This window comes from Pseudomonas sp. FW305-96, assembly GCF_058783825.1.
This window is the reverse complement of sequence record NZ_JBYSYW010000011.1, coordinates 104,668-118,535: the sequence shown is the minus strand read 5'-3', so window position 1 is coordinate 118,535 and position 13,868 is coordinate 104,668. Positions and strand designations below refer to the sequence as shown.

The 13,868-nt window shown below is 60.9% G+C and carries 11 protein-coding genes; 2 read left to right on the top strand and 9 right to left on the bottom strand.

Going from position 1 to position 13,868, the window contains the following annotated elements; translation table 11 throughout:
- Nucleotides 1-6: 6 nt before the first annotated feature.
- The 8 genes from AC3WL2_RS11290 to hmpA form a co-directional block, all read right to left on the bottom strand.
- Nucleotides 7-999: an isocyanide synthase family protein gene (locus AC3WL2_RS11290; protein WP_102682484.1), complete on the bottom strand. Its 993-nt coding sequence runs from the start codon at nucleotides 997-999 to the stop codon at nucleotides 7-9.
- 186 nt (nucleotides 1,000-1,185) lie between these two features.
- Complete coding sequence (gene cyoE, locus AC3WL2_RS11285; protein ID WP_023629877.1) at nucleotides 1,186-2,073, bottom strand: heme o synthase; 888 nt, start codon at nucleotides 2,071-2,073, stop codon at nucleotides 1,186-1,188.
- Nucleotides 2,074-2,084: 11 nt separating this feature from the next.
- Complete coding sequence (gene cyoD, locus AC3WL2_RS11280) at nucleotides 2,085-2,417, bottom strand: cytochrome o ubiquinol oxidase subunit IV (RefSeq protein WP_023629876.1); 333 nt, start codon at nucleotides 2,415-2,417, stop codon at nucleotides 2,085-2,087.
- On the bottom strand, nucleotides 2,417-3,040 hold the full coding sequence (locus AC3WL2_RS11275) for a cytochrome o ubiquinol oxidase subunit III (protein WP_023629875.1): 624 nt from the start codon (nucleotides 3,038-3,040) through the stop codon (nucleotides 2,417-2,419). Before AC3WL2_RS11275 ends, cyoD begins: the two co-directional genes overlap by 1 nt.
- Before the next feature lie 3 nt (nucleotides 3,041-3,043).
- The gene (cyoB, locus tag AC3WL2_RS11270; RefSeq protein ID WP_102682485.1) at nucleotides 3,044-5,065 is read right to left on the bottom strand and encodes a cytochrome o ubiquinol oxidase subunit I; all 2,022 of its coding nucleotides are present in this window, start codon (nucleotides 5,063-5,065) and stop codon (nucleotides 3,044-3,046) included.
- 3 nt (nucleotides 5,066-5,068) lie between these two features.
- Nucleotides 5,069-6,013: a ubiquinol oxidase subunit II gene (cyoA, locus tag AC3WL2_RS11265; RefSeq protein WP_102682486.1), complete on the bottom strand. Its 945-nt coding sequence runs from the start codon at nucleotides 6,011-6,013 to the stop codon at nucleotides 5,069-5,071.
- Between the two features lie 560 nt (nucleotides 6,014-6,573).
- Nucleotides 6,574-7,080 carry a disulfide bond formation protein B gene (locus AC3WL2_RS11260; protein ID WP_102682487.1) on the bottom strand — a complete coding sequence of 169 codons (507 nt, stop codon included), beginning with the start codon at nucleotides 7,078-7,080 and terminating at the stop codon, nucleotides 6,574-6,576.
- 546 nt (nucleotides 7,081-7,626) lie between these two features.
- Nucleotides 7,627-8,805 (bottom strand): NO-inducible flavohemoprotein, encoded by a 1,179-nt coding sequence (gene hmpA / locus AC3WL2_RS11255; protein ID WP_102682488.1) that lies wholly within the window; start codon nucleotides 8,803-8,805, stop codon nucleotides 7,627-7,629.
- Between the two features lie 154 nt (nucleotides 8,806-8,959).
- Here hmpA and norR point away from each other — a divergent pair, with 154 nt between their 5' ends.
- Together norR and AC3WL2_RS11245 are read left to right on the top strand one after the other, a co-directional pair.
- Nucleotides 8,960-10,510, top strand: coding sequence for a nitric oxide reductase transcriptional regulator NorR (norR, locus tag AC3WL2_RS11250; protein WP_102682489.1), 1,551 nt, complete (start codon nucleotides 8,960-8,962; stop codon nucleotides 10,508-10,510).
- Between the two features lie 226 nt (nucleotides 10,511-10,736).
- Complete coding sequence (locus tag AC3WL2_RS11245) at nucleotides 10,737-11,636, top strand: chemotaxis protein (RefSeq protein WP_102682490.1); 900 nt, start codon at nucleotides 10,737-10,739, stop codon at nucleotides 11,634-11,636.
- 382 nt (nucleotides 11,637-12,018) lie between these two features.
- Here the strand turns inward: AC3WL2_RS11245 and AC3WL2_RS11240 are convergent, their stop codons facing one another.
- Nucleotides 12,019-13,746, bottom strand: coding sequence for an anti-phage dCTP deaminase (locus AC3WL2_RS11240; RefSeq protein ID WP_102682491.1), 1,728 nt, complete (start codon nucleotides 13,744-13,746; stop codon nucleotides 12,019-12,021).
- Between the last annotated feature and the right edge of the window lie 122 nt (nucleotides 13,747-13,868).

Sequence of the window (13,868 nt, the reverse complement as noted above, 5' to 3'; positions counted from 1 at the left end):
CCACCCTCACTGCGCGCTGGCGTAGTGGCAAGGCCGGCCACGGCGGAATACCAGCCGGCTGTAACGCTCATCGACATTGCTGCGTCGGTCGAGAGTCACCACGCCACGACGCTTGATCGCCACCGAATGCCAGGGGGTGCGCCACAGGTCGCTGGTCGGCACCAGGCGGATGCCGATCTTGCTCGATACCGCCAACTGCGGGTGGATCGACAGGCGCAGGCAATGCGGATAGCGCGCTTGCAGCAACGCACTCCAGGCCTCGCTACGCTGGATCACCCGTTGGGAGGCAGGCTTGGCGGCCTTCTTCACCGCGTTCATGCTCATGCCTTCGAACTCCACCAGCCCGGCGTAGTCCTCGGCGAGGAAACGATGGATGCCGCAGTACATCAGCCGCATGTGCTCCTCGTCCTCGAAGCGCTGCTGCAGGGCGCGCAGCGACTGGCCATGCTCGATCATCAGCTCTTCGCGCATGGAGTCCAGGCAGCCCAGTTGCGGATAGGCATCCTTGAGGTCGAACAAGGTGAAACGGCCGGGATAGTGCTGGCCGGCATAGCGCTGGATATCGTCGGTGTAGGCCTGGACATGGGCATCGGGCACCCGTACCAGGTCGGCGAAGACATAGCCGTCCGAGCAGATGTGAATGACTGCACCGGGGGCATGCAATGCGCGGATTTCCTCAGCCAGGCGATTCAGCTCGTCGATGGCATGGTGCTCTGCCAGGTCCGGGAGCGGGCCGAGGGTCTTCTGGCGGTTGGGCGACTTGCCGGGGAAGGCCGGGAGGACCATCTCCACCGGCAGCCCGTGCTCGACGGCCTGCAGCACCTTGGGCAGGTGCGGGGCGAGCACGGCATCATCCAGCGCGTCATCCTGCCCGGGGGCCAGGCTGCGTCGACGAAACAGGCATTCGAGGATGGCCAGCGCGGTAGCGGTGCTGGCAGAGGCATGGCGTTGGCGCAGCGAAGCCGCGCACGCCGAAGGAGCGGAGCTCGATTCGGTCATGGAACAGTCCTTGTCATGTGGATCGATCCGAATGGATCGCGGCCTACCCTGGCCTGCAGGTCGTCCTGACCTGCGGCGCATAACATCCGGCAAAGGACATGGCGCTGTCAACTGCCCTTCGAATGAATTTTCCGAGACAAAAAAAAAGCCCCGGCAAGCCGGGGCGTCTTGTGCAGCAGCGGTGTTTCAGCGTGCGTAGGTCATCAGCACGTCGGCCGCGGTCTGGCTGTCCACGCCCATCATCACGCTCAGGGCAGTGACGGTGAGGATGGAGAAGCCGAACACCTTGCGCGCCCACTTGCTGTCGTCCTCGGCCTTGTAGCCGCCCCAGGCCATGTACAGCCAGTACAGGCCCATGGCGGCCGCCACGGCGAGATAACCCAGGCCGGCGTAGCCGCCGAGGGTCAGCATCAGGGTGGCGAGCACAAAGGCCAGCACGTACAGCACGATCTGCTTCTTCGCCGCGAGGATACCGCGCGCCACCGGCAGGACCGGGATGTTGGCGGCGCTGTAGTCCTTGAAGCGGAAGATGGCGATGGCAAAGCTGTGCGGCATCTGCCACAGGCTGAACATCACCAGCAGCGTGAACGCGGCCAGGTCGAAGCTGTTGCTCACCGCGCAGTAGCCGATCACCGGAGGCATGGCACCGGACAGGCTGCCGACCAGGGTGCCGTGCACCGATTTGCGCTTGAGCCACAGGCTGTAGAAGCCGACGTAGACCACGAAGCCAACCAGGGCGCAGAACGCCGACAGCGGGTTGGCCTGGACATACAGCAAGCTGAAACCCGCCACCCCGAGCAGGGTGGCGTAGATCAGCGCCAGGGGCAGCGACATGCCGCCCTGGACCATGACGCGGTTCTTGGTGCGCTCCATCTTGTGGTCGATGTCACGGTCGATGCAGTTGTTGAACACGCATCCGGACGCGACCACCAGGGACGTACCGATCACCACCGCCAGGAACAGGGCGAAATCCACATGCCCCTTGGCGGCAAGGAAGAAACCGCCTGCCACGGAAAGCACGTTACCGAAAATGATCCCCGGTTTGGTGATTTGGATAAAGTGCTTCACGGACATGCAGTCTTACCTCACTTGGCCAGCATTTCGAAGTGGATGCTGAACATGATCCACAGCGACAGGCCGACCAGCAGTGCAATTACCAGAACGGTGAACAGGAACGTCGACACGTTGGAGCGCTGCTCTTTCGAGCGGTCCATGTGCAGGAAGTACACGAGGTGCACCACCACCTGGATGACGGCCATGGCCACCACGATCAGGACGGTCAGGTTCTTCGGCAGGCTTGGGTACATCACCAGGCCGAACGGGATCGCGGTCAGGATGATCGACAGTACAAAGCCGATCATGTAGGACTTCACGCTACCGTGATTGCCTTCGTGATGAGTGTCGTGTGCGCTAGCCATTACAGAACCCCCAGCAGGTAGACGACGGTGAACACGCAGATCCAGACCACGTCGAGGAAGTGCCAGAACAGGCTCAGGCAGCTCATGCGGGTCTTGGCGGTCGGCGTGATGCCGTGCTTGTTGATCTGGTACATCATGATTGCCATCCAGATCAGACCGGCAGTCACGTGCAGGCCGTGGGTACCGACCAGCGCGAAGAACGCCGACAGGAAGCCACTGCGCTGCGGGCCGTAGCCTTCGGCGATCAGGTGATGGAACTCATAGATTTCCATCGCGATGAAGCCTGCACCGAACAGGAAGGTCACAGCCAACCAGCCCAGTACACCTGCCTTGTTGCCGGCGAACATCTTCAGCATGGCGAAGCCGAAGGTGATCGAGGACAGCAGCAGGAACGCGGTTTCGACCAGCACGAAGTCGAGCTGGAAGATGTCGTGACCCGACGGGCCGCCGGCGAAACCGCCGGACAGCACCGCGTAGGTGGCGAAGAGCGACGCAAACAGGATGCAGTCGGTCATCAGGTACAGCCAGAAACCGAGTACGGTCATCTGGCCCGAGTCGTGGTGGTGGTCATCGTGCGCATGGTCATGACCATGCGCGCCACCGTGGATTACTTGACTGGACATTGATTACACCCGTTCAAACGATTCGACACGTGCGCCGCCAGCAGGCAGTGCACCAGCGTTGGCCAGCGCTTTCATGCGCTCGCCTTCGATGCGCGCCACTTCTTCGGCCGGCACCATGTAGCCCTGGTCGTCACGCGCGGCGTGGCGAACGAAGACAGCGATGGTCGCAACCAGGCTCGCACCCACCAGCCACCAGATGTGCCAGATGAAGGCGAAACCGAACACGGTCAGCAACAGACCCATGAACAGACCGGTGGAGGTGTTGCTCGGCATGTGGATCGCTTCGTACTTGGCCGGAGCCTTGTAGGCGGCGCCGGCTTGCTTGGCTTCGTGCCAGGCGTCCAGGCCAACGTGCTCAGGCATGTGGGCGAAGTTGTAGAACGGAGGTGGCGACGAAGTCGACCATTCCAGGGTACGGCCGCCCCATGGGTCGCCGGTGACGTCCATGTTGTCCTTGCGATCGCGAACCGAGACGTAGATCTGGATCAGCTGGCAGGCGATACCGAACAGGATCAGCACGGCGCCGACCACGGCTACGTACAGGTAGGGTTCCCACAGCGGGTTGTCGGAGTGGTTCAGACGACGGGTCATGCCCATGAAGCCCAGGGCGTACAGCGGCATGAACGCTACGTAGAAGCCGGAGATCCAGAACCAGAAGGCAGCCTTGCCCCACTTCTCGTTCAGGGTGAAACCGAAGGCTTTCGGGAACCAGAAGGCGAAGCCGGCGATGTAGCCGAATACCGCGCCACCGATGATCACGTTGTGGAAGTGGGCGATCACGAACAGGCTGTTGTGCAGAACGAAGTCGGCACCTGGAACAGCCAGCAGAACGCCGGTCATGCCACCGATGGAGAAGGTGACCATGAAGCCCAGGGTCCACATGATCGGCGCGGTGAAGCGCAGACGGCCCTGGTAGATGGTGAACAGCCAGTTGAACAGCTTCACACCAGTCGGAATGGAGATCAGCATCGTCGCCAGGCCGAAGAAGGTGTTGACGCTGGCGCCGGCACCCATGGTGAAGAAGTGGTGCAGCCAGACCGCAAAGCCGAGGATGGCGATCGCGCCCGATGCGTAGATCATCGAGTGGTGACCGAACAGGCGCTTGCCTGCGAAGGTCGAGGTGACTTCCGAGAACACGCCGAAGGCCGGCAGGATCAGGATGTAGACCTCAGGGTGACCCCACGCCCAGAACAGGTTGACGTACATCATCGGGTTCCCACCAAGCTCGTTGGTGAAAATGTGGAAGTCCAGATAACGGTCAACAGTCAGCAGTGCGAGTGCGGCGGTGAGGATCGGGAACGAAGCGACGATCAGCACGTTGGCCCAGGTGCAGGTCCAGGTGAAGATCGGCATGTCCATCAGCTTCATGCCAGGGGCGCGCATCTTCATCACGGTGACGAGGAAGTTCACGCCGGTAAGCGTCGTACCCAGACCTGATAGCTGTAGCGCCCAGATGTAGTAGTCGACACCCACCCCAGGGCTGTACTGGATACCTGCGAGCGGCGGATAGGCAACCCAGCCGGTCTTGGCGAATTCACCAACACCCAGCGAAATGTTGACCAGCAGCACGCCTGCCAGCAGCAGGTAGAAGCTCAGGGAGTTCAGGAACGGGAAGGCAACGTCACGTGCACCGATCTGCAGAGGAACCGCAAGGTTCATCAGGCCGGTGAAGAACGGCATCGCCATGAAGATGATCATGATCACACCGTGGGCGGTGAAGATCTGGTCATAGTGTTCAGGCGGCAGGTAGCCTTCGGAGCCACCGGTGGCGGCGGCCAGCTGGGTACGCATCATGATCGCGTCGGCGAAGCCGCGCAGCAGCATGACCATAGCGACGATGATGTACATCACGCCGATTTTCTTGTGGTCGACCGTGGTCAGCCACTCGGTCCACAAGTAGGTCCACTTGCGGAAATAGGTGATGGCACCAACGACAGCGAGACCACCGAGCGCGATCATGGCAAGCGTCACCATGACTATCGGCTCGTGATACGGTATCGCCTCCAGAGTTAATTTACCGAACATCTCTTACTCCTCTGCACCGGCAGCTGGTTGCATACTCGATTCCACACCCTTGGTAGTGGCCAGGTCTTTGCTGCCTGCTTCTTCGTGGTTCGGACGACCGCGGTTCATGCCTTCGTACTTGTCGACGATGCGCTGGAACTGGTCAGCCGGAGCCTCGCTGTACAGCGCGACTGGGTTGTTTTCGCTTGCTTTGGCCAAGGCGTCGTATTCGGCCTGGTCCAGTTTCTTCGGCGAAGCCTTCACTTCAGCGACCCATGCATCGAAGTCGGCTTGCGAAGTGGCGGTTGCCTTGAATTTCATACCGGTGAAGCCGGCGCCGCTGTAGTTGGCGGAGATACCGTCGAACTCACCGTTCTCGTTGGCGATCAGGTGCAGTTTGGTGGTCATGCCAGCCATGGCGTAGATCTGGCCACCCAGGCCCGGGATGAAGAAGGAGTTCATCACGGCGTCGGAGGTCACGCGGAAGTTGACCGGGGTGTTGGCCGGGAAGACGATCTTGTTGACCGTGGCGATGCCCTGTTCCGGGTAGATGAACAGCCATTTCCAGTCCAGCGCGACCACGTCGATCTGCACCGGCTTCACATCGGAATCCAGTGGACGGTACGGGTCCAGCTTGTGGGTGGAGTGGTAGGTGAAGTAACCCAGGGCGATGATGATCAGGATCGGGATGATCCACACCGCGGCCTCGATCTTGGTCGAGTGCGACCAGTCGGGGGTGTAGGTGGCGGCCTTGTTGGACGCGCGATACTTCCAGGCGAACGCCAGGGTCATGATGATCACGGGCACGACCACCAGCAGCATCAGGCCGGTGGCGATCAGGATCAGGTTCTTCTGCTCAATGCCGACCTGGCCCTTCGGATCGAGCAGGGTCCAGTTGCACCCACTGAGTAAAAGCATGCCTAAAAAGGGCAATATGCCAAACAGTCTGGGGTAACGCTTTTTACTCATCTCACGACCTCTAGATCAGCTTGCTTCAATGCAATTTGTGTTTTGGTAGCCAACACTTCGTCCTGCCAAGTGCGGCAATTGGCGCCCGTACTCGCCCCTGCCAGGGATCCGACTGCTGGATCTTGGCGTCAAGCGGGTTGGCGGTGCTTATGGTTTCGTAGGCAACAGGCCTGTACTTCAGACCAAGTCCATTTGGTGCGGGAAAACGCGGAGGGGTGTCCGCCCGGTATCGCCGTTGGGCGAAACTTGTCGAAGTCAGCAAATGGAAAGCGCTGCGGCTCCCATCAATCCTGCGACTCGCAAGCAGTGCCGAACGGAAATTGGGGGCGATTGTAGATAGGTCGCCCCACGATGACTATGACTTATTGAGCAACAGTCTTTTACAGGATGCGTAACAATACTGGTCAAAAAATCAACTTCGCGACAGTTTGTCGCACCCTGCGCAGTAGCCCTGAAACCCTTGCCGCGCAAGGGCTGGTGGCTGACCTGGATCAATCATCGGTGGCCATTTGCAGCTTATCTCGCCGCGCAATAGACCCAGGTCAATTCGGGACTTTGGTCTAAGCGCGGCGACGGTTTCGGTAGATGCCCAGGGGCACCAGGACCGCCGTCAGCACGAACGCCACCAGCGCCCATTGCGCGAGGGACAGGCCGAGGATCGGCGGGTAGGGCGTGGAACAGAACCCATCGACCTGGAACGCCAGCGGCCAGAGCTTGGCCAGCGGCAGGTCGTCGACGATGGGCTGCAAGGTGTCGATACCGCAGCTGACCATGGGGTTGGCGAGTATATACACATGATTGCCGGCGGCAACGATGCCACCGATGGCGCTGAGCACCACCAGCGCCTCGAAGAGGGTCAGGCTGCGGCGCCCGGGCATGGCGGCGGCGATGAAGGCGAAGATCGCGATGAACAGCAGGGCATAGCGCTGCAGGATGCACAGCGGGCAAGGTGCCTCGCCCAGCACCACCTGCATGTACAGGGCGCCGCCGATCAGCGCCAGGCAGATCACGCCGAGGAGCACCAGAAAGCGCCGTTCCCGATTCAGGCGCGATGAGAGTTCGTTCATTGCCGATTCCTTCGATGGAGAGTGACAGCGCGGGCTGCCCGAGGGGCGCCCAGTCTACACGCTGGAGATGACCTTTGAATGCATCGAGCGGGGGCGTGCGCGGCTATCCACTGATGACCTAGGACCGAGCGGGTCGGTTTCGGTTCACTGACGCGCGTGAAAAATGCGCCAGCCCAGGTGCCGGGCAGGAGCAGGCCCCTCGACACCTGGGAGTGAAGGATACAGTGATTAAAGGAGGATTAAAGATGAAAGCGGGTGTAACCGCGTTCACCGCTTCCTTATATAGAAGATCGGTTAGGCCCAATCGCTGCGGTTCGGCGCTCGGCCAGGCGGACAGCGTCGAATGTCATCGTCCGCTTCGTTCTCGATTACCCACGGCCGGGAGCATCCTTGTGCTGGCGGCCCGACAGAACGCCGAACCGCAGCGATTGGGATGAATTACTCGTAGCCTGTCCCGGCCCCATCGCCGGCAAGCCGGCTCCCACAGGTATCGCTGAACCCTGTGGGAGCCGGCTTGCCGGCGATGGGGCCAGCCAGACCTATCGCTTACTCCAGCGCCGCAGCCGGCCCAAAGAACTCATAGCGGCTCTGCCCTTCCGGCACACCCAAGCCCTTGAGCTGACGCTTGATCGCCGCCATGAAGCCCTTGGGTCCGAGGAAGTAGGCGTCGATATCGCGCTCACGCGGCAGCCATTCGGCCAGCAGGTCCTGGTCCAGCAGGCCCACTGCGTCGGCAGCCTGGCTGCCATCCTCCTCGGCGTAGCAGTAGAAGCGCTTGAGTTGCGGGTGACGCGCCGCCAGGCCATCGATCCAGTCGCGGAAGGCATGCACCGCGCCGTTGCGCGCGCAATGGATGAAGTGCACCGGGCGTTCGGTCTCGAGGGCCGCCTCAAGCATGGCCAGGGTCGGGGTGATGCCCACGCCGCCGCTGATCAGCACCAGCGGCTTGTCGCTGGCGACCAGGGTGAAGTCACCGGAAGGCGGGAACAGTTGCAGGGTATCGCCGACCATCAAGCCATCATGCAGGTAGTTGGAGACCTTGCCGCCCGCCTCGCGTTTGACGCTGATGCGGTACTGCTCACCGTCGCACAGGGCCGACAGCGAATAGTTGCGACGCTGCTCCTGGCCATCGATTTCCAGCTTCAGGCCGATGTACTGGCCCGGCTCGGCCTTGAGCACCGGCTTGCCATCGACCGGCGCGAAGTAGAACGAGACGATTTCGCGGCTTTCCTGCTCGCGGCGCACCAGGCGGAATTCGCGGGTGCCGCGCCAGCCGCCGGCGGCCTCTTCCTTCTGCTTGTACAGGTTCTCCTCGGCGCCGATGAGGATGTCGGCAAGCTGGCCATAGGCCGCCGCCCAGGCAGCGATCACCTCGGCTGTGGCGATCTCCTTGCCCAGCACTTCCTCGATGGCGCGCAGCAGGCAGCTGCCGACGATCGGGTAGTGTTCAGGGAGAATCTGCAGGGCGACGTGCTTGTTGATGATCTGGCCTACCAGGCCGCCCAACTGCTCGAGCTGGTCGATATGCCGGGCGTACATCAGCACGCCGTTGGCCAGGGCACGCGGCTGGTCGCCGCTGGCCTGGTGGGCCTGGTTGAACAGCGGACGTACCTCGGGGTACTCGCTGAGCATCATCTTGTAGAAGTGGGTGGTCAGGGCCTCGCCACCGCTTTCCAGCAGGGGCACGGTGGCTTTGATGATTGCACGTTGTTCGGCATTGAGCATTACGACAACTCCTGAGCCTGAGGCTTCGAATGGTTGCGTAGACCATTTCAGCAATCGTGCCAACTTTGATCGTCAGTAAAACCGGGGGTTTTCATTGATCGATGTCAAAAGGACACACTCAGGCGTATAGTCATTCCGACCAACAGGAGTCCATATGACTGCAAAGCCCCTGCTCACTGCCCTCCTCCCCTTGGTGAGCGACTTGTCCCGCGACCTCCCCGACCAGGAACGCTACCGCCGGCTGCTGCAGGCCATGCGCGATCTGCTGCCATGCGATGCCGCGGCGCTGCTGCGCCTGGACGGCGAATGGCTGGTACCGCTAGCGGTGGATGGCTTGTCGGCGGACACCCTGGGCCGACGCTTCCGGGTCAGCGAGCACCCGCGCTTCCAGGCCCTGCTCAGCCGCCCCGAGCCCACCCGTTTCCCTAGCGACAGCCCGCTGCCCGACCCTTACGACGGCCTGGTCGACGCCGCCCATGTGGATCTCGAGGTGCACGACTGCATGGGCTGCCCGCTGATGGTCGACGAACGCCCGTGGGGCCTGCTGACCCTCGACGCGCTCACCGCCGGCCAGTTCCAGAGCCTCGAACTCGACGCCCTGCAGGCCTTCGCCAGCCTGGCCGCCGCCACGGTAACCGTGGCCGAGCGCATCGAGCACCTGGCCCTGCGCGCCGAAGATGAACACCAGCGCGCCGAGGTGTATCGCCAGGCCAGCGGCCAGGACCGCGAACTGATCGGCCAGAGCAAGGCACACAAGCGCCTGGTCGAGGAGATCCGCCTGGTCGGCGGTAGCGACCTGACCGTGCTGATCACCGGCGAGACCGGCGTCGGCAAGGAACTGGTGGCCCAGGCCCTGCACCATGCCAGCCAGCGTGCCGGCAAGCCGATGGTCAGCCTCAACTGCGCCGCGCTGCCCGACACCTTGGTGGAGAGTGAACTGTTCGGCCATGTGCGCGGCGCCTTTACCGGCGCCCATGGTGAACGCCGCGGCAAGTTCGAGCTGGCCAACGGCGGCACATTGTTCCTCGACGAGGTCGGCGAGCTGCCGCTGGCGGTGCAGGCCAAGTTGCTGCGGGTGTTGCAGAGCGGGCAGTTGCAACGCCTGGGTTCGGACCGCGACCATCAGGTCGATGTACGCCTGATCGCCGCGACCAACCGCGACCTGGCCGAAGAGGTGCGCAATGGCAACTTCCGCGCCGACTTCTACCACCGGTTGAGCGTCTACCCGCTGCAAGTTCCGCCCCTGCGCGAGCGAGGCCGCGACGTGCTGTTGCTGGCGGGCTTTTTCCTCGAACAGAACCGTGCGCGCCTGGGGCTGGGGAGCCTGCGGCTGTCCACCGACGCCCAGGCCGCCCTGCTGGCGTACGGCTGGCCGGGCAACGTGCGCGAACTGGAACACCTGATCGGTCGCTCGGCGCTCAAGGCATTGGGGCAGCACGGACGGCGGCCGAAGATCCTCACCCTGGAAGCGGCGGACCTCGACCTGCGCAACGTGGCGCCGAGCATACTGGCAGAAACCGAGGCACCGTCGGCTGACGCGCCGTTGCCCGAGGGGGGGCTGCGTGAGGCGGTGGATGATTATCAGCGGCAGATCGTCGAAGCGTGCCTGGATCGCCACCAGGACAACTGGGCAGCCGCAGCCCGGGAGCTGGGGCTGGATCGGGCCAACCTGAGCCGGTTGGCCAAGCGCTTGGGGCTGCGCTGACGGGGCCGCTTCGCAGCCCATTCGCCGGCAAGCCGGCTCCCACAGGGATGGCGCTTGGCTGAGCTCAGCGCGGCCAGTGTGGGAGCCGGCTTGTCGTGGCGACGAACCGCGGCGAAAGGGTCGCAAAGCGACCCCACTGCAGATCCAATAGCAAACTAAGCTAAAGCCTGGCGCCAGAAAGCCGATAACCCGGCATCCTCCCCCTCATTCATAGCGAAGGTTGTCCATGGCCACGCAAAAAGCCCGCGCGGACTCGCTGTCCCTGCTGCTGTTCACCCTGCGCAGCGGCAAACTGATGGCAATCAACCTGCTCAAGGTCAGCGAGATCATCCCCTGCCCGCCGCTGACCAAACTGCCGGAGTCCCACCCGCACGTCAAAGGCGTCGCCACCCTGCGTGGCAACTCGCTGTCGGTGATCGACCTGTCCCGCGCCATCGGCGAAATGCCCCTGGCCGACCCCGACGGCGGCTGCCTGATCGTCACCGAGATCAGCCGCTCGCGCCAGGGCCTGCACGTGCAAGCGGTGAGCCGCATCGTCCATTGCCTGAGCACCGACATCAAACCGCCACCCTACGGCTCGGGCAACCGCTCGTTCATTACCGGCGTCACCCGGGTCGACAACACCCTGGTGCAGGTGCTGGATATCGAGAAGGTCATCCACGGCATCGCCCCGCCGCCCCACGAACCGCACCCGGGGGAAGTCAGCGAAGAGGATGCAAGCCTGCTGGCCGCCGCCAACATCCTGGTGGTGGACGACAGCCAGGTCGCGTTGCAGCAGTCGGTGCACACCCTGCGCAACCTTGGCATCGAGTGCCACACCGCGCGCAGCGCCAAGGATGCGATCAATGTGCTGCTGGAGCTGCAAGGCACCGACAGAGAGATCAACATCATCGTCTCGGACATCGAGATGTCCGAGATGGACGGCTTCGCCTTCACCCGCACCTTGCGCGAAACCCCGGACTTCCAGCACCTGTACATCCTGCTGCACACCTCGCTGGACAGCGCGATGAGCGGTGACAAGGCCAAGCTGGCCGGGGCCAATGCCATTCTCACCAAGTTCTCCTCGCCGGAGCTGACCAACTGCCTGGTGACGGCGGCGCGGGCGGTGGTGTTCGAGGAGCGCTGAAAGCCAGAAAGTGAAGAGCCATGCGAGTGTCCTGTCTCGGAAATACGTTCTCTTTTGGCGAGTGGCTTGGGTGTTCGGGCAAGGAGCCGCGACGAGTCATAGCAGGGCTATGGCGAGGAGTGGCAACGCAGGCCGGGCGCCCAAGACGCCGCCAAAAGTGAACAGCTTATTTCCGAGAAAGGACACTCGTGCATGGCTCTTGAAGATTCAGCGGCTATTCGTCGACTGAGGGCGGATCTGCGAAGCTTCCCTGAAAACGACTGGCTCTCGGTTCGGTGCCTTTACAGCCTCTCGCTTCCAGGCCGGCCATTGCTGGACCTTTTCGCGGCACTCATCGAGGTAGCGAAGAAATTCCTCTTTACTTCCGCTCATCGGAATCACCTTATAAGTACGTTGACAAAGTGTGCCCAGCCATATATTCGCGATCGATGTATGAGCAAGGCTGCATCTGGGTTCGCAATTTAGCATTTGCTTCACTCCAGTCAACCGCTTGCCCATCCTCGATCTTACGTATGACAGCGTAGCCACTACCCAGATTCACGGAAAACAGATCAAAGAAACTTCTTGGCCCAACACCTATGAAGGCGTCAAAAAACACCCCTTTACGCGAACGCTCCAGAGAAATCGAGTCCGAATGAAATTTCTGCGCCTTACTCTTTGGATAGGGCTCGACATACACCACACGATCAACACCAGCGGCGATGATGTGCTTTGCGCAGTTATGGCAAGGGTAGGTGGTGCAATACAACGTGCTATCGACCGCACTTACCCCCATCCGGGAAGATGACAACAGCGCTTCCATTTCCGCATGGACAACCCGGCCATACTCGGTTATATCTTTTATTCCACTATTTTTTATCAAGGGCGCCACTTCATCCCGACAGTGCTCGGGGAGTGAACGGATGATGTTTTCTATTATTTCCTTTTTTTGCATGGCATTTGAATCCTCGCCTCGCTTGTAGTCCCTTCCATCCTCCTCATCCACAATTTCATGTGCATCGTTCCTGGCTGGCCAGTACAGGCCGCCGCCTGCCTTGGGTACATCGTTAGCCCCTGTTGCGATGATACAGTCGTGCTTGGTCAATACAGCACCGACCTGCCGTGACAGGTCGGCCGACCTCAGTGAAGCAGAGAAGGCCATGAACATCGCATACTCATCGAAAGTGGGGGTGACATACGGCTTGCCGAACAACAAATCCAGAATGCGCCAGATCTGATTCTTCAGGGCATCTAAATTTCCATCATAGCTGACAAAGAAGTCAGACAAATGGTAAGTGTCTCGAGTGTGCTGCCCGTGTGGTTCTTTTTCGTTTTCATCCCGTGAGATCAGATCCGCCGCCTGCTCCTTGGTCAACCGTAGGTCGTCGAGAAGATAACGGCTTCTACGCTCATGGTCCGCATGCACGCCGATCAAGAAAACCCCCCCGGCATAAATCTTCCGTAATCGCTGCACCTCAAACGGCGTTTTCAATGAATTTATCAGATAGGCATTTCTGCCCGGCTCCGCCTTGCTTTCCTGGTATCTCAATTGGCTGATGGCGACAGCAGCGCCTAATGCCAATATCGAATTATCCCCCGACACCTCCCTTAATCGATTACCCTCACGCATGTACATGTCAATACGCTCAACGCGATTCTCGGTCTGCGGAACATCGCCGATCTTTGTAATGACATCAGTGGATATACGTATGCAATGGGCGGTATAGCGAAACGCCTTGAGCCGATCTTCGACAATTTGGCAGACCACTTTTAGGTCCGTTCCCAGTGCCCCGACGAATCCCAGAACCAACTCGGAATCCGCATAGGAATCATCCAGGAATGACATATTCATGAATTCAGGAGCGTGTGCAAGATTCTCCATGATTGGCCTGGCATCGGGCATGGCTTCACCGTCCTGTGACAGCATGCCTCTTACCAACTGCTCAAGCTCCAGGGAGGACTCCGGCTGCCCCTGGAAACCCAATTCACCCGTGCCCGGATACCATGACATCACGCCACCACTATGGGTGCGAAACTCATACTGGTTAGGGTTAAGTTCCTTCCATGTTCCAACCTGCGCCAACAGTTCCAGGCGCTCCTTCAGTTGCGCGAATGATCCCTCGAAACGCATTCCATGACCTCACAGTTGCCCTTTGGCTTTCGAATCCATACAGGTATAGCCACGAATCATCCTCTTTCCAGCGCGGGTAATGGTTGCTAATAAAGTTTCTGCTTTCAGCTAAATACGTAAGA

Coding starts and splice junctions, on each gene's coding strand:
- norR (WP_102682489.1), top strand. CDS start 8,960: ATGACTGCAAAGCCCCTGCTCACTGCCCTCCTCCCCTTGGTGAGCGAC.
- cyoB (WP_102682485.1), bottom strand. CDS start 5,065: ATGTTCGGTAAATTAACTCTGGAGGCGATACCGTATCACGAGCCGATA.
- hmpA (WP_102682488.1), bottom strand. CDS start 8,805: ATGCTCAATGCCGAACAACGTGCAATCATCAAAGCCACCGTGCCCCTG.
- cyoE (WP_023629877.1), bottom strand. CDS start 2,073: ATGTCCGTGAAGCACTTTATCCAAATCACCAAACCGGGGATCATTTTC.
- AC3WL2_RS11260 (WP_102682487.1), bottom strand. CDS start 7,080: ATGAACGAACTCTCATCGCGCCTGAATCGGGAACGGCGCTTTCTGGTG.
- AC3WL2_RS11290 (WP_102682484.1), bottom strand. CDS start 999: ATGACCGAATCGAGCTCCGCTCCTTCGGCGTGCGCGGCTTCGCTGCGC.
- AC3WL2_RS11245 (WP_102682490.1), top strand. CDS start 10,737: ATGGCCACGCAAAAAGCCCGCGCGGACTCGCTGTCCCTGCTGCTGTTC.
- AC3WL2_RS11240 (WP_102682491.1), bottom strand. CDS start 13,746: ATGCGTTTCGAGGGATCATTCGCGCAACTGAAGGAGCGCCTGGAACTG.
- cyoD (WP_023629876.1), bottom strand. CDS start 2,417: ATGGCTAGCGCACACGACACTCATCACGAAGGCAATCACGGTAGCGTG.
- cyoA (WP_102682486.1), bottom strand. CDS start 6,013: ATGAGTAAAAAGCGTTACCCCAGACTGTTTGGCATATTGCCCTTTTTA.
- AC3WL2_RS11275 (WP_023629875.1), bottom strand. CDS start 3,040: ATGTCCAGTCAAGTAATCCACGGTGGCGCGCATGGTCATGACCATGCG.